Source organism: Paraburkholderia sp. Cy-641 (assembly GCF_011752945.1).
GTDB lineage: Bacteria > Pseudomonadota > Gammaproteobacteria > Burkholderiales > Burkholderiaceae > Paraburkholderia.
The window spans coordinates 1-24,196 of record NZ_VWWM01000074.1 but is presented as its reverse complement, the minus strand read 5'-3'; the positions used below and the strand labels follow the sequence as shown (position 1 = coordinate 24,196).

The window sequence follows — 24,196 nt, the reverse complement described above, 5'->3', positions numbered from 1 at the left end:
ACGAAAGTGCATATAATTTCCGCCCAAGCCGTAGGGAAGATTTCAGCTCGTCAAAAGAGCATCTCCACCAGCGGCCCAGGTCGGTGTTGGAGCACATTACCGGTTTTATTTTGCGCTGTTGCTTACCTTTAAACCATAAAAGGACGTGATCATGAAGAAATCCCTCCTCGTAGCATCCCTGTTGGCAGCTGTGGCACTGGCTGCATGCAACAAGAGCAACGACCAGGCCGCCGCACCGGCTAGCGACGCAGCTGCTGCTTCGGCACCGGCTGCTGCAGCTTCGGACGCAGCAGCTGCTGCGTCGGGTGCTGCTGCTGCTGCGAGCGACGCTGCTGCTTCGGCTACGGCTGCTGCTTCGGACGCGACCGCTGCCGCTTCGGACGCTGCGGCTTCGGCTGCTGCTCCGGCTTCGGGCGCAAGCCAGTAAGCTGTCGTGTAGGGTTCTGCCTCGGGAAATCGTCGCGATTTCCCGGGCAGTCAGGCAAAACGCCACGGATTCATCTCCGTGGCGTTTTGTTTTATGGCTGCGTTTTTGCAGCAAGGTTTTTTTAGCTGTTCTGCTTAAGAGCCAGCCTGAAAACCGTCGAAAAAATGCCGCTTTTTAAAGCGGCATTTTTTTAAGCAGAACCCGCGCGCTTCGCCTCTATCGGCTATTGAGCCGGCGTCGCACGCTCTTCGAAGAACTCGCGCACCACGTCGATCTCGCGGGTACGCTTGAACGGCGGCAGGCTCTGCCAGATACGGCGGCCATACGGCTTGTCGACGAGGCGCGTATCGCAGATCATCAGCACGCCGCGATCGGTCTCCGCGCGAATCAAACGCCCCGCGCCCTGCTTGAGCGTAATCACGGCCTGCGGCAACTGGTGCACGGCGAACGGGCTCAAGCCTTTCTTCGTCAACGCATCGAGCCGTGCGGACAGCACCGGGTCGTCGGGCGGCGCGAACGGCAGCTTGTCGATCACGACGAGCGACAGCGCATCGCCGCGCACATCCACTCCTTCCCAGAAGCTCTGGCTGCCGACCAGAATCGCGTTGCCGTACGCCCGGAAGCGATCGAGCAATTCGGTGCGGCTCGCATCGCCCTGCACGAGCAGCGGATAGTCCCAGCCGCGCGCCTCGATCACGTCGCGCAACTTCGCCGAGATACGGTCCACCGCGCGCAGCGTCGTGCACAGCATGAAGACGCCGCCGCCCGACGCTTCGATCGCGGGCAGCGCCGCATCGAACACCGCGTCCGTGAACATCGGCGACGACGGCTGCGGCAGATTGCGCGGCACATACAGCAGCCCCTGCGAGGGGTAGTCGAACGGGCTCGGCAAGGTCATCGAGCGTTTCGAGTTCAACCCCATCTGTGCCGCATAGTGCGTGAAGTCGCCGCGCACCGACAACGTCGCCGACGTGAAGATCCACGCACGCGGCACGCCGGCGCGCTGCTTGGCGAAAATCGGCGCAACCGACAGCGGCGTTTCGTGCAACTGCACCGTATGCGAGAACACTTCGATCCAGCGCACCTTTTCGTTCGGATCGGCGTGCCCGGTCTTGCCGCCGGCCGCAGCGCCGCCGCCCTCACCCTCGCGCGGATTGGCCGCGTCGCGCTCGGCGGCCGACGGCGGCGTGGTCCAGCCGCTCAGCACGTCCTGCAATTCGCGAGCGCGACGCAGACACGCGCCGATCGATTCCGCGCGCTCGGCCTGCCCCGCGAGCGCGGCGGCCAATGCGTCGAGTTCGGTTTCGAGCGTTTCGAGCGCCGCGAACAGCGGATGATCGTCGGGCAACTGGCCGATCGACAGACGCAGCGTGTCTTCCTTGAACGCGAGCCGCACGTCGCGCGCGGCACGCTCGAGCGTCGCGCCGAGCTTGACCCAGTCGAGCGCATCGCGCGCATGGCCCAAACCCTCGGCCACCGAATCGCGCGCGAGTTCGAGAAACTGCGCGGTCGACAGCGTCTCGCCGAAGAACAGCGTAGCGGTTTCGGGCAACTGATGCGCTTCGTCGAAGATGACCGTATTGGCCGTGGGCAGCAACTCGGCCATGCCGGTATCGCGCAGCATGATGTCGGCGAAAAAGAGATGGTGGTTGACCACCACGATGTCGGCCTGCTGCGCTTCGCGGCGCGCCTGCATCACGAAGCAGTCCTTGTAGTGCGGACACTCCTGGCCGAGACAGTTATCGCGCGTCGACGTCACCATCGACCACACCTGCGCCGTTTCCGGCACGCTCGCGAGTTCGGCCTTGTCGCCGGTGCGCGTGATCTTCGCGAAGCGCACGATGTCCTGCAGATACGAGGTTTCCTGGCGCGACGGCAGACGGCCGTTGTCGGCCGTGCGTTGCAGGTAGTAGTGGCACAGATAGTTCGCGCGCCCCTTGAGCATCGCGACCGACACCGGCACCGCGAGCGCGTCGCGCACGGTCGGAATGTCGCGCTGGAACAGCTGGTCCTGCAAGTGCTTGGTGCCGGTCGAGACGATCACCTTGCCGCCCCACAGCATGGCCGGCACGAGGTACGCATAGGTCTTGCCGGTGCCGGTGCCCGCCTCGACGATCAGCGTGTTCTCGCCGCCGTCGAGGCCGTCGGATTCGGCGCTGTCGGTGGTCTCGGCAACGGCATCGCTACCTGTCTGCTGCAGACGCCGCGCCGGACGCTTCTGCGCCTCGAACATCGCGGGCTCGGGCAGCGCGCGGCCCGACGCTTCCATCGCCGCGGCGACGGCACGCGCCATCTCGATCTGCGATGCGCGCGGCCGGTAGCCGTCGATCTGGCGCGCGAGCAAGCCGTTGTCGGCGAAGATATCGTCGAGCTCCACAGCACGGCGTCGGTCCAGCGTCACGCCGGCCACGGACGCAGCCGCGCGCGGAGCCGGAGCCGGCGCGCCGGCGGTGGATGCAGCGTCGCCCGGCGCGGTCCGGGATGAGGTGTCATGCGGTGAATTCAAGGCAAGCGTTTCCTGCGAAGTCCGGCTCGCGCGCTGCGCGCCCGGCGCCTGCCAGGCCGCGAACTCAGGCGCGTACGTCCGGTTCGAGCTGCAATTGCAGCAAGATGATGGTGTCCTTGACTTTGAGCTTGCGCTTTTTCAGGCGCTGCAGCTCAAGGTCGTCGATGCCGGGCTCATCCGACATCCGGTCGATCAACCGGTCGAGCCCACTATGCTCCGATTCCAGTTGCAGAATGCGGTCACGGAGTGTGTTCCCGTCGATGACGTGATGACGATCGCGCATGCTCGCCTCCTCTCGTCGAAGGCATGAACTGCGCGCGCAGCCCGATGCCTGAGGTTGCTGTCCGGCTCAAAACGCGTTACGGCGACTACGGTGGTGCCGGCCACGAGCCGACACCGGCTACAGCACGCGACTACTCCTGCTGCTGTTGCTGTTTCTGCTGCTCTTCGAGTTGCTGCTGCTTCAACTGGTCCTGACGCTTCTGCTCGGCCTTCTCGGCAGCCTGCTTCTGGCGGGCTTCGACGTCGAGCTTGTGCTGCGCCGCATCGGCCTGCTTGCGCTCGAAATTCTGCTGCTTCTGCTCGCGCTCCTGCGCCTTTTGCACGCCCTGCTGACGCGCTTCCTCGAGCTTGCGCTGGTAGTCGCTCTGCTTCTGGTCGTAGGCCTGCTGATTGGCCGCCGCCTGCGCCGGCGTGACGCCGCGTTGTGCCTGATCAAGCGCGTGCTGGTGCTGCTTGTCTTCGTAGGCCTGCGCGTTGGCCGCGCGCTGCGGCGCCTCGGCGTTGCGCTGCGCCTGATCGAGCGCGTTCTGGCGCTGCTTCTCCTGATACGCCTGCTCGTTGCGCGCGTCTTCGGCGGCCCGTTGCGGCGCTTCCGCCTCGTTTTGCGCGCGCCGCAAGGCGGTGCGCTGGTCGCGCTCGCGAGCGCGCTGTGCGCGCTGCTCGGCGTCGAGCGTCAGCTGTTCCTTGCGGATTTGCGCCTGCACCGTGCGCATCGAATCGCGCGCGCGGTCCAGACAGTGATTGACGAAAAAGCGGCTGTAGCAGTTGTGCTGCGCGAGCGCGTACTGGTAGTTGTTGTCGTCGCTGCGCTGGTCGAGCACTTGTTGCCGATCCTCGAACGATTTGTCGAGCGCGGCCGCGTCGCTCACGCTCCGCGGGCTGTCGGCGCTCGTTGCGTCGGTTGCTGTCGCCGTATTGGCCGCCTGATTTGCCGACTGAGCGGCTGCCGGGACGGTGGCCGTCGCCGCCGGCTGCGCTGCGGCCTGCGCGCTAGCCGGCCGGGGCACGCCGAGCGCCACGGCGATCACGCACGAGGCGCCCACCGCCGCCAGCCTGCGCGGCGCAAACCGAATCACCCCGAAATCAGCCGCGCAAGCAGGCTTCGCGCCCGCTGCGGCACGCGCCATCGGTACGGGCGAACCGGCCGCCAAACGCGGCGAAGAAAGCGGCAATTGAGACAAATCCCGAGACAAGCCCGGAGACGAACCCGACGACAAAAAAGAGACCAGGCGATTGAGCGACAAGGAGATTGGCAACGTCGTAGAAGGTCAACGGAACATGCCCGAAATTCTAACACCGCGCGGTTGAGCCTCCTGGCATTTATGGCAAAATGCCCCGCTCCTGGTCGCGGCGCATGCCCGGCCTGTCCGACCTGCCGCCCGCGCGCGGCCCCTCACTGAGTCCGCAGGAACACCAAGACCTTATGACGGAAACCGTAGCACTCAAGATCGTCCAGCGCATCGCCACTGAACTGTCCGTCCAGCCGCGCCAGGTCGCGGCCGCCGTGGAACTTCTCGACGAAGGCGCGACCGTTCCGTTCATCGCCCGTTACCGCAAGGAAGTGACCGGCAATCTCGACGACACGCAACTGCGCAACCTCGAGGAACGCCTGCTGTATCTGCGCGAGCTGGAAGACCGGCGCGCGGCGATCATCTCAAGCATCGACGAACAGGGCAAGCTCACCGACGAGCTGCGCGCCGCGATCGAAGGCGCCGACAGCAAGCAGGTGCTGGAAGACCTCTATCTGCCGTACAAGCCGAAGCGCCGCACGCGTGCGCAGATCGCGCGCGAAGCCGGTTTGCAGCCGCTCGCGGACGCCTTGCTCGGTAATCCGCTGCTCGATCCGCAAACCGAAGCCGCGGCCTACGTGGATGCCGAGAAAGGCATCGCCGACGTGAAGGCCGCGCTCGACGGCGCGCGCGACATCCTCTCCGAGCAGTTCGGTGAAACGGCCGAGCTGCTCGGCAAGCTGCGCGACTACCTGTTCAACCAGGGCGTGGTGTCGTCGAAGGTCGTGGAAGGCAAGGAAACCGCCGAGGAAGAGAAATTCCGCGACTACTACGACTACGCCGAAACGATCCGCACGGTGCCCTCGCATCGCGCGCTGGCCCTCTTCCGCGGCCGCAATGCGGGCGTGCTGATGATCAAGCTCGGCTTGGGCGAGGAACTCGACGCGCAGGTGCCGCATCCGGGCGAAGCGCTGATCGCGCGGCACTTCGGCATTGCCAATCAGAACCGCCCCGCCGACAAGTGGCTCTCCGACGTGTGCCGCTGGTGCTGGCGCGTGAAGGTGCAGCCGCACCTCGAAAACGAACTGCTGACCAATCTGCGCGACGAAGCCGAACACGAAGCGATTCGCGTGTTCGCGCGCAATCTGAAAGACCTGCTGCTCGCGGCACCGGCCGGCCCGAAGGCCGTGATCGGCCTCGATCCGGGCCTGCGCACGGGCGTGAAGGTGGCGGTGGTCGATCGTACCGGCAAGGTGCTCGCGACCGACACGATCTATCCGCACGAGCCGCGCCGCGACTGGGACGGCTCGCTCGCGAAGCTCGCGCGCATCGCCGCGCAGACCCAGGCCGAGCTGATCAGCATCGGCAACGGCACCGCCTCGCGCGAGACCGACAAGCTCGCGAGCGAACTGATCTCGCGTCATCCGGAATTGAAGCTGCAAAAGATCGTCGTGTCGGAAGCGGGTGCGTCGGTGTATTCGGCGTCCGAACTCGCCGCGAAGGAATTCCCCGACATGGACGTGTCGCTGCGCGGCGCGGTGTCGATCGCGCGCCGTCTGCAGGACCCGCTCGCCGAACTCGTGAAGATCGAGCCGAAGGCGATCGGTGTCGGCCAGTATCAGCACGACGTGAATCAGCGCGAACTCGCGCGCTCGCTCGATGCGGTCGTCGAGGACTGCGTGAACGCGGTCGGCGTCGATGCGAACACCGCGTCGGTCGCGCTGCTCGCGCGCGTGTCGGGTTTGAATGCGACGCTCGCGCGCAACATCGTCGACTATCGCGATGCGAACGGGCCGTTCCCGTCGCGCGAGCATCTGCGTAAAGTGCCGCGTCTCGGCGACAAGACCTTCGAGCAGGCGGCCGGCTTCCTGCGCATCAACAACGGCGAGAATCCGCTCGACCGTTCGTCGGTGCACCCGGAAGCGTATCCGGTCGTCGAGCGGATTCTCGCGAAGATCAGCCGGCAGGTCGGCGAAGTGCTCGGCAATCGCGATGCGCTGCGCGGGCTCTCGCCGGCCGAATTCGTCGACGAGCGCTTCGGCCTGCCGACCGTGCGCGACATTCTGCTCGAACTTGAAAAGCCGGGTCGCGATCCGCGTCCCGAGTTCAAGACCGCCACGTTCCGTGAAGGGGTCGAGAAGGTCAGCGATCTGATCCCTGGCATGGTGCTCGAAGGCGTCGTGACGAACGTTGCCGCATTCGGCGCGTTCATCGACGTCGGCGTGCATCAGGACGGCCTCGTGCACGTGTCGGCGATGTCGACGAAGTTCGTGAAGGACCCGCATGAGGTCGTGAAGGCCGGCCAGATCGTCAAGGTCAAGGTGCTCGAAGTCGACGTGAAGCGCCAGCGGATTGCGCTGACCATGCGCCTCGACGACGAACCGGGCGCGGCGGCCGCACGCAGCGGCGGCGGCGGTGCGCAGCAGGAGCGCGGCTCGGGCGGCGGCTTCAACCGCGGCGGCGCGGGACGCGGCGCGCCGCCGCGTTCGCGCGAACCGGAACCGTCGGGCGCAATGGCTGCGGCTTTCGCGAAGCTCAAGCAGAAGTAAGCAGGCGCAAGCCAGCGTACGAGGAGCATGACGAGTGGAGTGAGCGCGTCGGATCGACGGACGCGCTTCGCCCGACTCGCACCGCTCTTTGCGTAGTCGCAAGCGACGGGCAACTCGATGCCCGCATACTCGCGAACGACGCGCAGAAACAGAAAACCCACGCCATGCGTGGGTTTTCTGTTTGCGCTCCCGCCTGTCAGATACGGGATAAATCAGATCTCGATCTTCGTTCCCAATTCCACGACGCGGTTCGCCGGAATACTGAAGAAGTCCGTCGGCTTCGCGGCGTTCTGATGCATCCACGCGAACACGCGTTCGCGCCACACCGACATGCCCGGCAATTGCGTCGGCACGACCGTTTCGCGCGCGAGGAAGAACGACGTGTCCATCAGCTCGAAGGTCATGTCGTGCGTGCGGCCGACGTCGAGCAGCACCGCCTTCACGTCCGGCGTTTCGTTGAAGCCGTAGGCTGCCTTCACGAGCCACAGGCCGCCCTCCATATCCCTGACCGTTACGCGCTCGGCATCGTTCACGTAGGGGATATCGCGCGTGACGAAGGTCAGGAAGATCGTGCGCTCGTGCAGCACCTTGTTGTGCTTGAGGTTGTGCAGCAGGCTCACCGGCACCAGCGAATCGCTGCCGGTCAGATAGATCGCAGTGCCCGACACGCGATGCGGCGGATGCGCGAGCAGCCCCTGCAGGAACGGCATCAGCGGAATACCGTCGGCGGCCGTGCGCTCCTTGACGAGCATGCGGCCCTTGAACCACGTCATCAGCAGGAAGAACAGCAGCGCGCCGATGCCGAGCGGCAGCCAGCCGCCCTCTTCGACCTTCAGCAGATTCGCGCCGAAGAAGCCGAGGTCGACCGCCATGAACACGGCGATGATGAGCGCGACGAGCAGCTTGTTCCAGTTCCACACGTTCACCATCACCACGCACGCGAGCACGGTCGTAATCACCATCGTGGCCGTCACCGCGATACCGTACGCGGCGGCGAGATTATCCGAGCTCTTGAACGCGATCACGATGCACAGGATGATGAAGAGCAGCATCCAGTTCACGACCGGTACATAGATCTGCCCGATCGCGAGGTCCGACGTGTGCAGGATCTTCATGCGCGGTACATAGCCGAGCTGAATCGCCTGGCTCGTCAGCGAATACGCGCCCGAAATCACCGCCTGCGACGCGATCACGGTCGCCACCGTCGACAGCACGACAAGCGGCAGCAGCGCCCAGTCCGGCGCGAGCAGGAAGAACGGATTTTCGATGGCCTTCGCGTCGTGCATCAGCAGCGCGCCCTGGCCGAAGTAATTGAGCACCAGCGACGGCATCACGAGAATGTACCAGGCCATGCGGATCGGCTTCGCGCCGAAGTGGCCCATGTCCGCGTAGAGCGCTTCGGCGCCGGTCAGCACCAGCACGACCGAGCCGAGCACCACGTAGGCCTGCAGCACGTGCGCGGCCATGAACGTGTAGGCGTAGTACGGATTGAGCGCGCGGATCACGCTCGGCGACTGGATGATGTGCCACAGGCCGAGCGCGGCCAGCACGATGAACCACAGCACCATGATGGGGCCGAACAGCCGGCCGACCGTGGCCGTGCCATGCCGCTGGATCCAGAACAGCACGATCAGGATCACGATCGTGAGCGGCAGCACCAGGTGTGACAGATGCGGCGCGGCAATCTCGAGACCCTCGACCGCCGAGATCACCGAAATGGCCGGTGTGATTACCGCGTCGCCATAAAACATGCAGGCGCCGAAGATGCCGAGCATCATCAGCAGGCCGGCCATCTTCGACTTCTGATCGAGCGAGCGCAACGCGAGCGCCATCAGCGCGAGCACGCCGCCTTCGCCGTTGTTGTCGGCCCGCATCACGAACAGCACGTACTTGATGCCGACCACGATCACGATCGCCCAGAACAGCAGCGAGATCACGCCGAGAATCGATTGATCGGTCAACGGAATGCCGTGCGACGGACTGAAAGCCTCTTTAAGCGAATACAACGGGCTTGTGCCGATGTCGCCGAACACCACTCCGATCGCGGCAATCGCAAGGGAAGACAGCGGCTGCTTGTGTGCGTGATTGTTATCTGTCATAGACGCGAGAGGATCCGTTCCCAGGCGGAAAAAACGACCGCTATTCTAAACTCCCCATCTGACGCCGCCCGCCTTGTTGTGGATACGCGACGTGGATGGTCCGCGCAGTGTAGCACTGCGATATGAACGCGTCTGCTGCATTGGGGATCATATGGCCGGCATCTCGCGCACCGGCTTCGCGATACGCTGAAGGATAGCCGACGCCGTGCCGCGCCCACAAAAAAACGGAGCCCGGCTGGGCTCCGTTTTCTGAATACGGCGATGAACACGGCAATGAGCACTGGATGAAAACCGCGCGATACACGAATGTAAAACACGTGTAAGGCGCGGGATAGGCATCACTGGCCCGACGACTCCTGCGCCTGCGCAATGCCGCGCTTGATCCACGCACCGAGGTTATGCGGACGCACCGTGTCCCATTCCTCGAACGGCTGATGAATCCACGGGTTCGTGGCCAGGTACTGCACGTGATAGTCGGGCTTCACCTTCGAGCAGGCCTTGTACCACAGCACGGCCGAGCGCACCGCGGTAATGGCCGGATAGCGCTCCTTCAGATGCTGCTGCACGCGTGCGAGCGTGACGCCCGAATCGACGAGGTCGTCGACGAGCAGCACATTGCCCTGCAGTTCGCCGCGCGTCATCGTGATGTATTGCGCGATGTCGAGTTCGCCCTGCTCCGTGCCGGCCGCTTCGCGATACGAACTCGTGGCGAGAATCGCCAGCGGCAGATCGTAGATGCGCGAGAGCTGGTCGCCGACGCGCAGGCCGCCGCGCGCGAGGCACAGGATCTTGTCGAACTTCCAGCCCGACTCGTGCACGGTCAGCGCGAGCAGTTCGATCAGCCGGTGATACTCGTCCCAGCCGACCCACAGGTTCTTCTCGTCGTTACGCGGATCTTTCATCGCGATCATCGGTACACCCTGCATGACTCAAACCTTGAACGGGTGACGCAACAGAATCGTTTCTTCGCGATCCGGACCGGTGGAAACCATGTCGATCGGAATACCGGCGACTTCCTGCACGCGCGAGAGATACGCGCGCGCGTTGGCCGGCAGCTTGTCCCATTCCTTGATGCCGACCGTGCTTTCCTTCCAGCCCGCGAAGATTTCGTAGACGGGCACGCAGCGCGCGACTTCGGTCGCGCCGCGCGGCAGCAGATCGACGTTCTGGCCGTCGACCGTGTAGCCGACGCACAGCTTCACTTCATCGAGGCCGTCGAGCACGTCGAGCTTGGTCATGCACAGGCCCGAGACGCCGTTGATCTGGATCGAGCGGCGCAGCGCGGCGACGTCGAGCCAGCCGGTGCGGCGCGGACGGCCCGTGACCGAGCCGAATTCCTTGCCGACGGTGGCGAGTTCGAGGCCGATCGGGTCCTGACGCGAGGCGTTGTCGGCGTCGTACAGTTCGCTCGGGAACGGACCCGAACCGACGCGCGTGCAGTACGCCTTCGTGATGCCGAGAATGTAGTTCAGTTTTTGCGGACCGACGCCCGCGCCGGCAGTCGCCGCACCCGCGACGCAGTTGCTCGACGTGACGAACGGATAGGTGCCGTGGTCGATATCGAGCAGCGTGCCCTGCGCGCCTTCGAACAGCAGATTGCCGCCGTTGGCGTTGACGTCGTAGAGACGGCGCGACACGTCGGTGACCATCGGCTTCAGACGGTCGGCGTAGCTCAGCATCGTGTCGAGCGTTTGCTGGAAGTCGACTGCGGCGGCGCCGAGGTACTGCGTGAGCACGAAGTTGTGATAGTCGAGGTTTTCGCGCAGACGCTCGGAAAACGCTTGCGGATCGAACAGGTCCTGCACGCGCAGGCCACGGCGCGCGACCTTGTCTTCGTAGGCCGGGCCGATGCCGCGGCCGGTCGTGCCGATCTTGCCCGCGCCGCGGCGCGCTTCGCGGCCCTGGTCGATCGCGATGTGGTACGGCAGGATCAGCGTGGTGGCTTCGGAAATGAACAGACGTTTCTGAACGTCGATGCCGGCGGCTTCGAGCTCGCCGATTTCCTTGAACAGCGCTTCCGGCGACAACACGACGCCATTGCCGATGTAGCACGCGACGCCGGGATGCATGATGCCCGACGGAATCAGACGCAAGATGGTTTTCTTGCCGCCGATGATAAGCGTGTGACCGGCATTGTGACCGCCCTGGAAGCGAACGACGCCTTGAGCGTGGTCCGTCAGCCAGTCGACGATCTTGCCCTTGCCTTCATCACCCCACTGGGTACCCACGACGACGACGTTGCGCCCGGGGTTCACATTCACTGCGCTGGCAGACATGTTGTTTCGTAAGCTGGTTAAAAACGTATTCTACCTAGGTTCGCGGAAGCTTCCGGAATTTTTCCGTTTCCGCTCAACGGCATGCACGTTATGTTGAGTATGGGGAAAGTTGCGCGGCAGCTTGCAGCGGCCTTGCCGCTGCCGGGTTCTGGCGGCGGCTTCGCCGCCCTGTGGCGCACGCGGGGACGAGCCCTGGACAGGTCTGGCCGGCACGCACCCAGGCGACGGCTCTCGGGCGCCGCCCAGGTACGGCTCAGGTATGCCTCAAGCGCGCGGTTCGACAACCCAGGCGCCGTTGCGCTCGACCAACATGCGATCGAATGCGAATTCATCGAGATCGTGCTTGTGGCCAGGCAGCGCCTGGATCACGACTTCGCCCGTATCGCGCAGCGCGGCGACCGCGACACGCAGCGCCTCGTCATGCCGCCACGGCGCGAGGATCGCGCTGCTGCGCGCTTCGATCGGCGAGATGCGCGCGACTTCGCGCAGATCGAGCGAGAAGCCGGTTGCCGCGCGCGCGCGGCCATAGGCCTGGCCGACGTGGTCGTAACGGCCGCCGCGCGCGACCGCGTTCGGCACGCCGTCCACGTAGGCGGAGAACATCACGCCGCTGTGATACGCGTAGCCGCGCAGATCGGCGAGATCGATCATCACTTCGGCGCCCTCGACCTGGCTCGCGAGGAACGCGAGGTCGTCGAGCGCGCGGGCGATGGCCGGCGAGTTCGGCAGACGCGCGCGCGCTTCCTCGAGCACCGACGCGTCGCCGTACAACGTGGGCAGCGCGCGCAGCGCGTCGCGAATCACCGGCGAGAATTGCGCCGTCATCTCGACGAGACGCGGCACGTCCTTGCCCGCGAGCGCGTCGTAGAGCGCCTGGCCCAGGGCTTGCGCGGCCGGCTCGGCTTCGATCAGCGCGGCGAGCACGCCTGCATGGCAGAGGTCGAGGCGCACTTTGTCGAGACCGGCAAGACGCAGTGCGTCGAGCATCAGTTGCTGGATTTCGAGGTCCGCTTCGAGACCAGCATGACCGTAGATTTCCGCGCCGATCTGGATCTGCTCGCGCGTCGCGTGCAGACCGCGCGGCCGCGTATGCGCGACATTGCCCGCATAGCACAGACGCGTGACGCCCTGACGGTTCAGCAGATGCGCATCGATACGCGCGACCTGCGGCGTGATGTCGGCGCGCAGGCCGAGCGTGCGGCCGGACAGCTGATCGACGAGCTTGAAGGTGCGCAGGTTCAGATCGTGGCCGCCGCCGCTCAGGAGCGACTCGAGATATTCGAGCAGCGGCGGCATGACCATCTCGTAGCCGTACGAGCGAAAACGATCCAGCAGATGACGCCGCAATTCTTCGATCTTGCGGGCCTCCGACGGCAGCACGTCGGCAATATTCTCGGGAAGCAACCAGGTCGACATCGATACAGTCCTACGGCGTTGAACACGGCGTCTTGAAGCGCCGGGTAAGTGAGTGTGAATGGCGTCCAGCGGCTCGATTCTGGCGGCTGGGGCAAGCGTTCGGGCGGTGCTCGGCGGCCCCCCGTCATGTCCCTCGTTAGGTCCCTTAGCGCGCCCGTTTCGCAAGCGCGTGAAGAATCGACGGGACGGCGGCATGGCCGGCGTGCGAGGCTGACGCGCCGCGTTTCGTGCGCCGCCGCTCGCGCGGCAGACGTCCTGCAAAACTTCCGTTACTTCAGGTCGCGATAAGCAGCAGGATCAGCCCGAGCAGCATCACGATGAGTCCGCCGACACGAATGTGATGCGGCGGCCGCTCCGCTATTTTACGGAACGTGTCGCGCCAGGCGGCCGGAAAAACGAAGGGAAACATGCCTTCGATAATCAGCATCAAGGCGATCGCGAGCAGTAACGAGCCGGCTATGTCCATGCGAATGAAGTGGCCGCGATGCGGATGCCGCGGCCTTCGGTAATCAGCGTTTGCGGGGCGGCGCGGCAGCGTCCGGAGCGGCGCCGCCACTCGGGCTGCGCATGAAGCGGAAGAACTCGCTGTTCGAATCGACCACGATCAGATCGCCCGGCTTGAAGGTCTTCCGGTACGCCTGCATGCTCAGATAGAACTGGTAGAACTGCGGGTCCTTGTTGAACGCCTCGGCGGCGATTTCCGCGGCCTTCGCATCGCCTTCGCCGCGAATGCCCTGCGCCTGCGCAAGACCGTCCGCGAGCACCGCCTGCTGCTTCGCGAGCGCGTCCGCGCGGATCTGGTCCGCTTGCGCCGTGCCCTTCGCGCGTTCGTCGGCCGCGGCCTGTTCGCGTGCGGCGATCATGCGCTTGAAGACCGAGTCGGCCATGGCCGCCGGAAAATCCACGCGCGTGAGCTGCACGTCCACCACCGACACGCCGAGCGATGCCGCGCCCTTATCGAGCGCGCCGCGCGCCTCGTCGGCGACGGCCTGCTGTTTGGCAAGCGCATCGGACAGCGTGAACTTGCCGAAGGCGTCGCCGAGCGCGCCGCGCGACAGCAGCGCGAGCCGGTCCGGCAGGCTTTGCACGTCGCCCTTCGTTTCGGCGACCAGCTTGAGCGGATCGGTCACGCGAAACTTGATGACCGGGTTGACGAGCAGTTCGGTTTTATCCGACGTGACGTAATGATCTTCGTCCGGCGCGTCGAGCGACTGGATGCGATTGTCGACGAGCGTGACCGTTTGCAGCGGCGGCGGCAGCTTGACGTGCAGGCCCGGGCCAAGCAGGGTGGGCGCCGCGTCGCCGCGCGCAGACAGCACGGCCATATGGCGTTGATCGACGACGAATACCATCGACGAAGCCGCGAGCAGCACGATGACGACCGCGACGACGAGCGCAATGATTCTGTTCATGTATCGCGCTCCTTATTGAACGTCGTCTTCGCGCATGCGATTGCGGAAGGCTTCGCGCGAACGCAGCGACACACCGGCGGCCCGGCTCGCGGGCGTGGCCGCGGCGGCAGGGGAAGCTGGAGAAGCTGGCGAAGCCGGCGAAGTATCGGCCGAGGCGCCGGTATCGGCCGGAGCCGAGGCAGCCGAAGCGGCGGCCCCATCCGCCGCGCTCGCCGCCGGCGGCGCGCTCGCAGCGGTGGCGGCCGAAGCGGCTGCAGCCGCTGCCTGGCGTTCGCGGTTCTGTTCGACCAGTCTGTCGAGCGGCAGATACAGCACGTTGTTGCCGTTCTTCGCGTCGACGAACACCTTGGTCGCATTCGAATAAATCTGCTGCATGGTTTCCATGTACAGGCGGAAGCGCACCACGGCAGGCGCCTTCGAGTATTGCGCGTAGACCTGCCCGAAGCGCTCGGCCTCGGCCTGCGCCTGCGCCACCGTATTCTGGCTATAGGTTTTCGCGTCCTCGATCTGACGCGCGACGTCGGCTTGCGCGCGCGGCAGCAGATCGGCCGCATAGGCCTCGGCATCGCGTTTCGCGCGCTCGTTTTCGTCGCGCACGCGAGCGGCGTCTTCGAACGCGGACTGCACCTGCTCGGGCACCTGCACGCTCTGGATCGTCACGCCCGTCACGGCGAGACCGGACTCGTACTGGTCGAGCGATTGCTGGATCGCTGCCATCAACTGCTGACGCAATGTTTCGCGATCCTGAGCGAGGAGATCGGCGGTGCTCTGCGCGCCGACGATGCCGCGCACCGCCGCCTGCGCGGCATACGCCACGCTCTGGTCGGGATCGACACCGCGAAAGAGGAAGTCGGTCGGCTTGCGCACCTGGTATTGCACCGCAAAGCGCACGTCGACGATATCGCCGTCGTGCGTGAGCATCGCCGCGTCCTTCACGTTCGCGAGACGCACCACGTTGCTGCGGCCGATCTCGATCTGGCGGATCTGCCCGACGTTGACGAACTCGTGCGCTTCGAACGGATACGGCAGACGCCAGTGCACGCCTTGCCCCGCGGTATAGCGATACTTGCCGAACTGCATGACGACGGCGGCCTGACCGTCCTGCACGACGAATACGCCGCTGCCGAGATAGATCGCGATCAGCACGCCGATCACGATGCCGACGCCGATGCGTGCGCCACGCCCGTTATCCGGACGGCCGCCGCCGACACCGCCGCCCTTGCGGCCGAACATCCGGCTCAAGCGGCGGTTGAAATCGCGCCACATTTCGTCGAGATCGGGCGGACCTTCACCATCGCGAGCCGGACGCTTTGGATCGTTCGGACGCTGCCGGTCGCCATTGCCGTCGCCCCGGCCCCAACGCGGATCGTTCAGTGAAAGCAAGGCGCGCATACGCAGCCAGATACTCCGCTCGTTGTAATCGTTCACCTGTGTTCGTTCACCAGAGTAGACAGCGGATCAGTGCAATTGGAACGGGTCAGTGCCCGAGTTCTGGAATCTTGTGGTTCTCGCGCGGTTCTGCCGTACGGATGTCTTCCGACGGGTCGAACGGCATGTCGGCAAGCGGTTCGGCTGTAGCGATTTCAGCGATGGCGGCGCGCAACGTATCAAGCCCCTGCCCCGTGCGCGCGCTCAAAAAGACGCGCGAAATATTACCATACTCGTCCCGCTCGACCGCCTCGCCACGGGCCGCCAGCTCGGGCACCGCGTCGATCTTGTTGAACACGAGCACCTGCCGGACCGTGTCCGCGCCGATCGCGTGCAGCACCTCGTTGACCTGGTCGATCTGGTCGAGCCGCACCGCGCTCGACGCATCGACCACGTGCAGCAGCAGATCGGCGTGAATGGTTTCCTCGAGCGTCGCGCGAAACGCCGCGACCAGCTGGTGCGGCAATTCGCGAATGAAGCCGACCGTGTCGGACACGACGACCTGCCCCGCTTCGTCGCCGAGATAGACGCGCCGCGAAGTCGTGTCGAGCGTCGCGAACAGCTGGTCGGCCGCGTACGCCTGCGCCTTGGTCAGCGCGTTGAAGAGCGTGGACTTGCCCGCGTTCGTATAGCCCACGAGCGACACCGACATCGTCTGGTTGCGATTGCGCGCGCGACGCTGCGTGCCATGCTGGCGGCGCAGCTTGTCGAGACGGATCTTGAGCGCCTTGATGCGCTCGCCGATCAGCCGGCGGTCGGTTTCGAGCTGCGTTTCGCCGGGGCCGCGCAAACCGATACCGCCCTTCTGGCGTTCGAGGTGGGTCCACGCGCGAATCAGCCGGGTCGACAGATATTGCAGCTGCGCGAGTTCGACCTGCAGCTTGCCTTCGTGGCTGCGGGCGCGCTGCGCAAAAATATCGAGGATGAGACTCGTGCGATCGACCACGCGCCGGTTAAGCGCCCGCTCCAGATTGCGCTGCTGCGCAGGCGCCAGAGCATGGTTGAAGATCACGAGTTCGATGTCGTTCGCTTCGCACGCAAGGCGCAGTTCTTCCGCCTTGCCGCTGCCGACGAACATCTTCGCGTCGGGACTGGAACGGCGTCCGGTGAGGGTGACTACGGGATTCGCGCCCGCGCTTTGCGCGAGCAGGCTGAGTTCTTCGAGACTGGCTTCGAAATCGATCTTGCCGAAGTCGATGCCAACAAGCGCTGCATTGATCAAATTGGAGGGTATCAAAATGACGCGGCCGGAAGAGAATCGCCAACGGGCGACATCGTGCCGGCCGCGGCGAGGGTTAGGACTGTTCGGAATCCGGGTGGAAATTCACCGGACGGGCCGGCACGACTGTCGAGATAGCGTGCTTGTAGACCATCTGGGTGACCGTATTCCGGAGCAACACGACGTACTGGTCGAACGATTCGATGTTCCCTTGAAGCTTGATGCCGTTGACCAGATAGATCGACACCGGCACATGCTCTTTACGCAGTGCGTTCAAAAACGGGTCTTGTAACAATTGCCCTTTGTTGCTCATAGCAAACTCCGTATTTTTTTGCAGGTTGACTGAATTGGCGGCGAAGAAAAAGAGATCCGCCACCAACCGCTACACTATAGCTGATTTTCATTTCCACGCGCGGCGCCCGGCCATTCGGCCAAACCCAGCACGCACGCGGGTTTCAGGCCCTGCTCCGGGCTTCGCGGCGAGGCCTGGCTCCGGCTCGCCGCGAGACCCGGCGTTCTTTTAGCCTTTGTCCGCGTAAGGGTTCGTCGAGGATCTGAACTCTATTCGCAATGGAGTGCCCATCAGCTTGAAAGTTTCCCTGAAGCGGTTTTCCAGGTAGCGCTTATAGGTATCGGTAATCGCATCGAGCGCATTGCCGTGAATCACGATGATCGGCGGATTCTGGCCGCCCTGGTGCGCGTAACGCAGCTTCGGACGCACCGGCCCGCGACGGCGCGGCTGCTGGAATTCGACCGCCTCGATCAGCGCGCGCGTCAGTTTCGGCGTCGGCAGCTTCGACATCGCGGCCGTGTAGGCGTCGTCGACCGAGCGCATCAGCGGCCCGATTCCGGTTTTTTCCGCGGCGGAAATGAAATGGAATTTGGCGAAGTCGAGAAATTTTAGTTTGCGCTCGAGATCGCCCTTGGTGCGCTCGCGCACATGCGGATCGAGGCCGTCCCATTTGTTCACGCCGACCACGAGCGCACGGCCCTGCTCGACGACGAAACCGGCGATGTGCGCGTCCTGGTCCGAGATATCCTGGCGCGCGTCGAGCAGCAGGATCACGACGTTCGCGTCCGAGATCGATTGCAGCGTCTTCACGACCGAGAACTTTTCGATCGCTTCGAACACCTTGCCGCGGCGGCGCAAACCGGCCGTGTCGATCAGCGTGTACGGCTTGCCGTTGCGCTCGAAGTCGACGTAGATCGAATCGCGCGTGGTGCCCGGCATGTCGAACGCGATCACGCGCTCCTCGCCGACCAGCGCGTTGATCAGCGTCGACTTGCCGACGTTCGGCCGGCCGACGATCGCGATCTTCACGCCGCGCGCTTCCTTGCCTTCCTCGCTCTCTTCGGGCTGACCGGCGTAGGCGACTTCGAGCGCCTCGTCGATCATGTCGGTAACACCATCGCCGTGCGCCGCCGAAATCGCGCGCGGGTCGCCGAGGCCGAGCTCGTAGAAATCGGCGGCGACGTTGGTGTACTTCATGCCCTCGGCCTTGTTGACGACGAGGAAGATCGGCCGGCCGACCTTGCGCAGATAGTCGGCAATCGACTTGTCCTGCGGCGCGAGGCCGTTGCGGCCGTCGACGATGAACACGACCACGTCCGATTCCTCGACCGCCTGGCGCGTTTGCCGCGCCATCTCGTGCAGGATGCCGTCCTTCGCGACCGGCTCGAAGCCGCCGGTGTCGACGACCAGATACGGCCGCTCGCCGGTGCGCCCTTCGCCATAGTGACGATCGCGCGTGAGACCTGGCAGATCGGCGACCAGTGCGTCACGCGAGCGCGTGAGGCGGTTGAACAGCGTGGATTTCCCCACATTGGGGCGCCCGACGAGGGCAATAACGGGTTTCATCAGATATTGTTCACAGTGAAACGCGGGATCGGAGCCGATCGCACGCGTAGCGACGTCAGGCCGCCGCGCGGCGGCGTTTTGACGAAATTATCACGAATTCAGCCAGCTCCGGATGTGCGTTCGATAGGCGCATCCGGGCGGACGGCGGTGGGCTGCGGGCGGCACCAGGGAGCCGCCGGATTCAGACTTCGCTGCGCAACGGCTCGCCTGCGCATGCGATCGCGCTCTTCTTCACGATGCCGCAAAAAAGGCGCGCGAGCCACCGCGCATGACGAGCGGGACAGCTTCCGATCCGACTTGCCGGACCAGCCCGTCCGGCGGATTTCTTCTTTTGAGTCTGCGCGAGCAACCCGGCAAACAAACCGATCCATCGACCCAAGGCGCCCGACACTCGCCAGTACGTTCAGGCGCCGGTTCAAACCTCGCTTTTCAGCCAGATTCCCAGCCCGACTCTCAGTTAAAACGCGCGCGGCCGGCAAAACCGGCCTGCGCGCCAAACAGCATGCCCTGCGATCAGCGCGGGCGGAAACCGAACAGGCCGCCGTCGCGTGTCTGCACGACCAGCGTGTCGCCGGCCAGCACCGGCGCCGCGCTAATTGCGCTGCCGTCGGTCTTCATGCGCGCGACGAGCGCGCCATCGGCGTTCGACAGAAAGTGCACGTAACCCTGGTAGTCGCCGAATACGGCCGCGCGGCCGAGCAGCATCGGCACGCTCAGATCGCGGTTCTTCAGCGACTCGTTCTTCCACAGCACCGAGCCATTACTCCCGTCGAACGCGGAGACGATCGACCAGTCGTCGGCGGCGACCACGCTGCGATCATCCTGCGCGAGGCCGCTCGTGCTCGAAAATGCCTTGCTCCATAGCGAGCGGCCCGAGTTCGCGTCGAAACAGCCAATCTGGCCCTGGAACGTCACCGCGCAGGTCTGCGAGCCGACCAGCGTGGGCGGGCCCGTCACGTCGTTGATGCGCTCCACTTCGGTCACGCCCTTCGGATACGACACCGGCGTTTGCCAGTAGTTGTCGCCCGTTTGCAGATTGATCGCCGAGAACGAGCCGCCCGGGAAACCGGCCAGCACCGCCGCGTCGCCCGCGAACGTCATGCCCGACGACACGCGCAGGTTGAGCGGCACCGCACGGTTGCGGTAGTTCCACTTCTGCTCGCCCGTTTGCCCGTTGAACGCGACGATCTGACCGTCGACCGTGCGCACGACCACGAGGCCGTTGCCGACCAGCGGCGGCGAAATGATCTCGCCGGGCGCCTTGGCGGTCCACAGTTCCTTGCCGTCCGCGCCGAGCACGTACACGTCGCCCTTCAGGCCGCCGACCGCCGTCAGCGTGCCGTCGCTGCCGACGCCCGCCGAGAGGTCGTCGTGCAGCTTGGTGCGCCACACGTCCTTGCCGGTTTGCGCGTCGATCTTCGCGACAGTGCCGTTCGCGCCGGCGGCGTACACGGCATTGCCGACCGCGACCGGCGAGAACAGGTAACGGCCCGCCTTGCCCACACTCGCCGACCAGGACTGCTGCACGTCGAGCACAGGCTTGAACTCGGTGAGCGGCGTCGGCACACGGCGCACGTCTTTCGTGGATGAGCAAGCCGCCAGCGAGAGAACGGCCATCGCACAGATAACGGGCACAGCGTAACGTTTCAGCAGATTCATCGGTGGACGAAGCATTCAGGAGATTAATTAAAGGAAACCGTCTTGCGGTCGTGGCTCACGGCGCGTCGCGCAAGACGCTCAGCCGCCGAGCGCATCGAGCTTGAACTGGATCAACTGGCGCGCCGAACTGTCGCTCTTCGACAGCGAGTCGAGCGCGATCTTGTAGGCCGCGCGCGCATCGTCGTGCTTGCCTTGAGCAGCGAGCAGATCGCCGCGGCGGTCCGCCACGATACCCTTGAAGGCATCCGACTGCGGCTCGGCGAGCAGCGCGAGACCCTGGTCGTAAGCCTTGTCGTCGAGCAGCAGCGAAGCCATGCGCAGCTTCGCGATCTGCTTGAACTCGTCGTCCTTCGCGTGATCGATGGTCCATTGCAGTTGCGCCTTCGCGCCAGCTTCGTCGCCGGCCGCGTAGAGCGCCTTGGCTGCACCGAGCGCGGTCATCTGCGCGTAAGCGGTGCGGCCGAACTTGTCTTCCATGTCGGCGGCCACGCGGGTGACCTTGTCCTTGTCGCCCGCTGCCACGGCCTGCTGCACCTGGTCATACAGCACCGCGGCTTGCGCTGCCTCACGCCGCTGCCAGAAATTCCAGCCGTTCCAGCCCGCACCCGCCAACAATACCGCCAGCACGATCCACGTGGTCGCGTTGCCCCACTGATTCCACCATGCCTTCAGACTTTCAATCGATTCTTGTTCGTCGTGGTAACTCATCGCCCGGCGATTTCCTCTTTCTTGCTACGTGTGCGTGTCGAGCCAGCCGGCCCGACGACATCGCGATCAGTCGTCGCCGTCTTCGGCGGTTGCAACCATCGCATTGATTAGATATTCGGTCAAGTCTTCGGCCAGCACGTTCTGTTGCTCGTTCTTACCGCCGTTGGACGTATCGCGCAGCGGTTTCACGCCGACCGTGCCGTTGGCGATCTCGTCTTCGCCGAGCACGACCGCGAACGCGGCGCCGCTCGCGTCGGCGCGCTTCATCTGCGACTTGAAGCTCGCCGACTGGCCGTCCGCGCTGCAATGCAGGATCACGTCGAGGCCGGTATCGCGCAGACGCTCAGCGATGATGAAGGCCTGCTCGCGCGCCGCGTCGCCCTGATGGACCATGTACACGTCGCAGCCCTCGTCTTCGGGCACGAGGTTCTCTTCCTTCAGCAGTTCGAGAATGCGCTCGACGCCCATCGCCCAGCCGCACGCCGCCGTCGGCTTGCCGCCCAGCTGCTCGATCAGCGGATCGTAGCGGCCGCCCGCCGCGACCGTGCCTTGCGCGCCGAGCTTGTCGGTGACCCACTCGAACACGGTCAGATTGTAGTAATCGAGACCGCGCACGAGACGCGGGTTGATCGTGAACGGCAGATTGTTCGCTTTCAGCAGACGCTGCAGGCCTTCGAAGTGCGCGCGCGATTCTTCGCCGAGAAAATCGATCAGTTTCGGCGCGTTCTGCGCGACTTCCTGCAACGCCGGGTTCTTCGTATCGAGCACGCGCAGCGGGTTCGTGTAGAGACGGCGTTTCGCGTCTTCGTCGAGCACGTCCATGTGCTTTTCGAGGTACGCGATCAGTTCGACGCGATGCGCGGCGCGCTCTTCAGCAAGGCCGAGCGAGTTGATTTCGAGCTTGATGCCGGTGAGGCCGAGGTCGTCCCACAGGCGCTGGCACATCATGATGATTTCCGCGTCCGCGTCCGGACCCGCGAAGCCGAGCGCCTCGACGCCGACCTGATGGAACTGCCGATAACGGCCGCGCTGCGGACGCTCGTGACGGAACATCGGGCCGACGTACCACAGGCGCTTCGGACCGTCGTACAGCATGTTGTGCTCGATCGACGCACGCACGACCGCCGCCGTGTTTTCCGGGCGCATGGTCAGGTTTTCGCCGTTCAATGCGTCGGTAAAGCTGTACATCTCTTTTTCGACGATGTCGGTCACCTCACCGATACCGCGCGTGAACAGCTGCGTATGCTCGACGATCGGCGTGCGGATATTCTGGTATCCGTACGAACGCAGCATCGACTTGACGGTGGTTTCGAAAAATTCCCAGAGCCCGGCTTCCTGCGGCAGGATGTCGTTCATGCCCTTCACACCGGACAGCTTCTCGAGCTTTTTCTTCTGTTCAGTCATCTGTATTTCGATCGCCGCTATTTAGTTGAGCGCGTCGGCGCGGCCATAACGGCGCTCGACGTAGTCGCTCACGATTTGCTGGAATTCTTGCGCGATGTTCTCGCCGCGCAGCGTCTTCACCTTCTCGCCGTCGATGAACACCGGCGCGGCCGGGTTTTCGCCGGAGCCCGGCAGGCTGATGCCGATATTGGCCTGCTTCGACTCGCCCGGGCCGTTGACGATGCAGCCCATCACCGCGACGTGCATCTGTTCGACGCCGGGATACTGGTCGCGCCACACCGGCATCTGCTGACGCAGATAGGTCTGGATCTGCGAGGCGAGTTCCTGGAACAGCGTGCTCGTGGTGCGGCCGCAGCCGGGGCACGCGATCACCATCGGCGTGAACGAACGCAGCCCCATGGTCTGCAGGATTTCCTGGCCGACGATCACTTCGCCGGTGCGCGACGCGCCCGGTTCCGGTGTCAGCGAAATACGGATCGTGTCGCCAATGCCCTGCTGCAGCAGAACCGACAGCGCCGCCGTCGACGCGACAATGCCCTTCGAGCCCATGCCCGCTTCGGTCAGGCCCAGATGCAGCGCGAAGTCGCAGCGGCGCGCGAGTTCGCGGTACACCGCGATCAGGTCCTGCACGCCGCTGACCTTGCACGACAGGATGATCTGGTCGCGCCCGAGGCCGAGTTCGACCGCGCGTTCGGCCGAGCCGATCGCCGACTGGATCAGCGCTTCGTACATCACGCTTTGCGCTTCCCACGGCGTGGCGCGCGAGCCGTTCTCGTCCATCATCTTCGCGAGCAGGTCCTGGTCGAGACTGCCCCAGTTCACGCCGATGCGAACCGGCTTGTCGTACTTGACCGCCGCCTCGATCATCTGCGCGAACTGCGTGTCGCGCTTCGCGCCGTGCCCGACGTTGCCCGGGTTGATGCGGTACTTCGACAGCGCTTCCGCGCAGCCAGGATAGTCGCGCAGCAACAGATGGCCGTTGTAATGGAAGTCGCCGACGAGCGGCACCATCACGCCCATGCGGTCGAGCTGCTCGCGGATCGCCGGCACGGCCGCCGCCGCTTCCGGTGTGTTCACCGTGATGCGCACCAGTTCCGAGCCGGCCTGCGCCAGCTCCTTGATCTGGATCGCGGTGCCGATCGCGTCGGCGGTGTCGGTGTTGGTCATCGACTGCACGCGCACGGGCGCGTCGCCGCCGATGGTGACGAGCTGGCCGCCCCAACGGACGTTGACCGCGTGCGACTTGCGCCGCATCGCGGAACCGCCGAACACCGGCTCGTCTGAAACGATCTTGCTACTGGATTGGGATTGAGCTTCGGATTGCATCGAAAAACCCATTTACGCCGCACACGCTACGCAAAAACGCAGCGCCTGAATTGAAAAAGCGCCGCGGACCGGTTGGCCGCGGCGCACACCGTATCTGTCAAGGCAACGCAAAACGCGCCACGTTGCCCCTGGCTGCCGCATATTTCGCCGGATCGACAGGCTGACCGTCGAGCGTCAGCGATTCGAGACCAGCCTTGTTGCCGACCGTCACCTTGAACGGCGCAACACCCGTCACCTGCTTCGGGTCCCCCGCATGCACGAGACCGGAGAACAGTTCCTTGCCGTCCTTGTCGCGCACGCTGAACCAGCTATCCTGGGTTACGCGCAGCGCGACGACCGCTTCGCCCGGCGCGGGCGCCACGGCCGGCGCCGCTGCGCCCGCCACGACCGCTGCCGGC

The 24,196-nt window shown here is 64.7% G+C and carries 21 protein-coding genes; 2 read left to right on the top strand and 19 right to left on the bottom strand.

Annotation, left to right across the window (positions count from 1 at the left end; genetic code table 11):
* The first annotated feature begins 151 nt into the window (after positions 1-151).
* A complete protein-coding gene (locus tag F3J20_RS32300) occupies positions 152-427 on the top strand; it encodes a hypothetical protein (protein WP_240162941.1) in 276 nt (91 codons plus the stop codon).
* Positions 428-650: 223 nt separating this feature from the next.
* On the opposite strand, the gene F3J20_RS28415 is transcribed toward F3J20_RS32300, so the two are convergent.
* The 4 genes from F3J20_RS28415 to F3J20_RS28400 all read right to left on the bottom strand — a co-directional run bounded on the left by F3J20_RS28415 (position 651) and on the right by F3J20_RS28400 (position 4,487).
* On the bottom strand, positions 651-2,933 hold the full coding sequence (locus F3J20_RS28415; protein WP_167285509.1) for an ATP-dependent DNA helicase: 2,283 nt from the start codon (positions 2,931-2,933) through the stop codon (positions 651-653).
* A 64-nt stretch (positions 2,934-2,997) separates the two neighbouring features.
* Positions 2,998-3,216: a DUF465 domain-containing protein gene (locus tag F3J20_RS28410; protein ID WP_167044979.1), complete on the bottom strand. Its 219-nt coding sequence runs from the start codon at positions 3,214-3,216 to the stop codon at positions 2,998-3,000.
* Between the two features lie 130 nt (positions 3,217-3,346).
* Positions 3,347-4,291: a hypothetical protein gene (locus F3J20_RS28405; protein ID WP_345889939.1), complete on the bottom strand. Its 945-nt coding sequence runs from the start codon at positions 4,289-4,291 to the stop codon at positions 3,347-3,349.
* Between the two features lie 7 nt (positions 4,292-4,298).
* The gene (locus tag F3J20_RS28400; RefSeq protein ID WP_167044976.1) at positions 4,299-4,487 is read right to left on the bottom strand and encodes a hypothetical protein; all 189 of its coding nucleotides are present in this window, start codon (positions 4,485-4,487) and stop codon (positions 4,299-4,301) included.
* A 151-nt stretch (positions 4,488-4,638) separates the two neighbouring features.
* On the opposite strand from F3J20_RS28400, the gene F3J20_RS28395 reads away from it, so the two are divergent.
* Positions 4,639-6,993, top strand: a complete 2,355-nt coding sequence (locus tag F3J20_RS28395; protein ID WP_167285508.1) for a Tex family protein — start codon at positions 4,639-4,641, stop codon at positions 6,991-6,993.
* Between the two features lie 212 nt (positions 6,994-7,205).
* Here F3J20_RS28395 and F3J20_RS28390 read toward each other — a convergent pair whose 3' ends face one another.
* The 15 genes from F3J20_RS28390 to F3J20_RS28320 form a co-directional block, all read right to left on the bottom strand.
* Positions 7,206-9,092 (bottom strand): potassium transporter Kup, encoded by a 1,887-nt coding sequence (locus F3J20_RS28390; RefSeq protein ID WP_167044970.1) that lies wholly within the window; start codon positions 9,090-9,092, stop codon positions 7,206-7,208.
* A gap of 338 nt (positions 9,093-9,430) precedes the next feature.
* The gene (locus F3J20_RS28385; protein ID WP_167285507.1) at positions 9,431-10,003 is read right to left on the bottom strand and encodes a phosphoribosyltransferase; all 573 of its coding nucleotides are present in this window, start codon (positions 10,001-10,003) and stop codon (positions 9,431-9,433) included.
* A gap of 18 nt (positions 10,004-10,021) precedes the next feature.
* The gene (locus F3J20_RS28380; protein WP_167044968.1) at positions 10,022-11,368 is read right to left on the bottom strand and encodes an adenylosuccinate synthase; all 1,347 of its coding nucleotides are present in this window, start codon (positions 11,366-11,368) and stop codon (positions 10,022-10,024) included.
* 264 nt (positions 11,369-11,632) lie between these two features.
* Complete coding sequence (locus F3J20_RS28375) at positions 11,633-12,784, bottom strand: ATP phosphoribosyltransferase regulatory subunit (RefSeq protein WP_167285506.1); 1,152 nt, start codon at positions 12,782-12,784, stop codon at positions 11,633-11,635.
* Positions 12,785-13,058: 274 nt separating this feature from the next.
* Positions 13,059-13,250 carry a DUF2065 domain-containing protein gene (locus F3J20_RS28370; protein ID WP_167044963.1) on the bottom strand — a complete coding sequence of 64 codons (192 nt, stop codon included), beginning with the start codon at positions 13,248-13,250 and terminating at the stop codon, positions 13,059-13,061.
* Between the two features lie 43 nt (positions 13,251-13,293).
* Positions 13,294-14,196 (bottom strand): protease modulator HflC, encoded by a 903-nt coding sequence (locus F3J20_RS28365; RefSeq protein ID WP_167285505.1) that lies wholly within the window; start codon positions 14,194-14,196, stop codon positions 13,294-13,296.
* 12 nt (positions 14,197-14,208) lie between these two features.
* Positions 14,209-15,624 (bottom strand): FtsH protease activity modulator HflK, encoded by a 1,416-nt coding sequence (gene hflK, locus F3J20_RS28360; protein WP_167285504.1) that lies wholly within the window; start codon positions 15,622-15,624, stop codon positions 14,209-14,211.
* 49 nt (positions 15,625-15,673) lie between these two features.
* A complete protein-coding gene (hflX, locus tag F3J20_RS28355; protein ID WP_167285503.1) occupies positions 15,674-16,861 on the bottom strand; it encodes a GTPase HflX in 1,188 nt (395 codons plus the stop codon).
* Between the two features lie 58 nt (positions 16,862-16,919).
* Positions 16,920-17,156 (bottom strand): RNA chaperone Hfq, encoded by a 237-nt coding sequence (hfq, locus tag F3J20_RS28350; RefSeq protein WP_006051315.1) that lies wholly within the window; start codon positions 17,154-17,156, stop codon positions 16,920-16,922.
* A 207-nt stretch (positions 17,157-17,363) separates the two neighbouring features.
* Complete coding sequence (gene der, locus F3J20_RS28345) at positions 17,364-18,701, bottom strand: ribosome biogenesis GTPase Der (RefSeq protein ID WP_167044951.1); 1,338 nt, start codon at positions 18,699-18,701, stop codon at positions 17,364-17,366.
* Between the two features lie 513 nt (positions 18,702-19,214).
* The gene (bamB, locus tag F3J20_RS28340; protein ID WP_167285502.1) at positions 19,215-20,360 is read right to left on the bottom strand and encodes an outer membrane protein assembly factor BamB; all 1,146 of its coding nucleotides are present in this window, start codon (positions 20,358-20,360) and stop codon (positions 19,215-19,217) included.
* A gap of 78 nt (positions 20,361-20,438) precedes the next feature.
* Positions 20,439-21,068, bottom strand: coding sequence for a tetratricopeptide repeat protein (locus F3J20_RS28335; RefSeq protein WP_167044945.1), 630 nt, complete (start codon positions 21,066-21,068; stop codon positions 20,439-20,441).
* 66 nt (positions 21,069-21,134) lie between these two features.
* Positions 21,135-22,472, bottom strand: a complete 1,338-nt coding sequence (gene hisS / locus F3J20_RS28330; RefSeq protein WP_167044942.1) for a histidine--tRNA ligase — start codon at positions 22,470-22,472, stop codon at positions 21,135-21,137.
* A gap of 21 nt (positions 22,473-22,493) precedes the next feature.
* Positions 22,494-23,810 (bottom strand): flavodoxin-dependent (E)-4-hydroxy-3-methylbut-2-enyl-diphosphate synthase, encoded by a 1,317-nt coding sequence (gene ispG / locus F3J20_RS28325; RefSeq protein WP_167044939.1) that lies wholly within the window; start codon positions 23,808-23,810, stop codon positions 22,494-22,496.
* 85 nt (positions 23,811-23,895) lie between these two features.
* A partial coding sequence (locus F3J20_RS28320) for a DUF4115 domain-containing protein (protein WP_167285501.1) occupies positions 23,896-24,196 on the bottom strand: 301 nt, incomplete at its 5' end.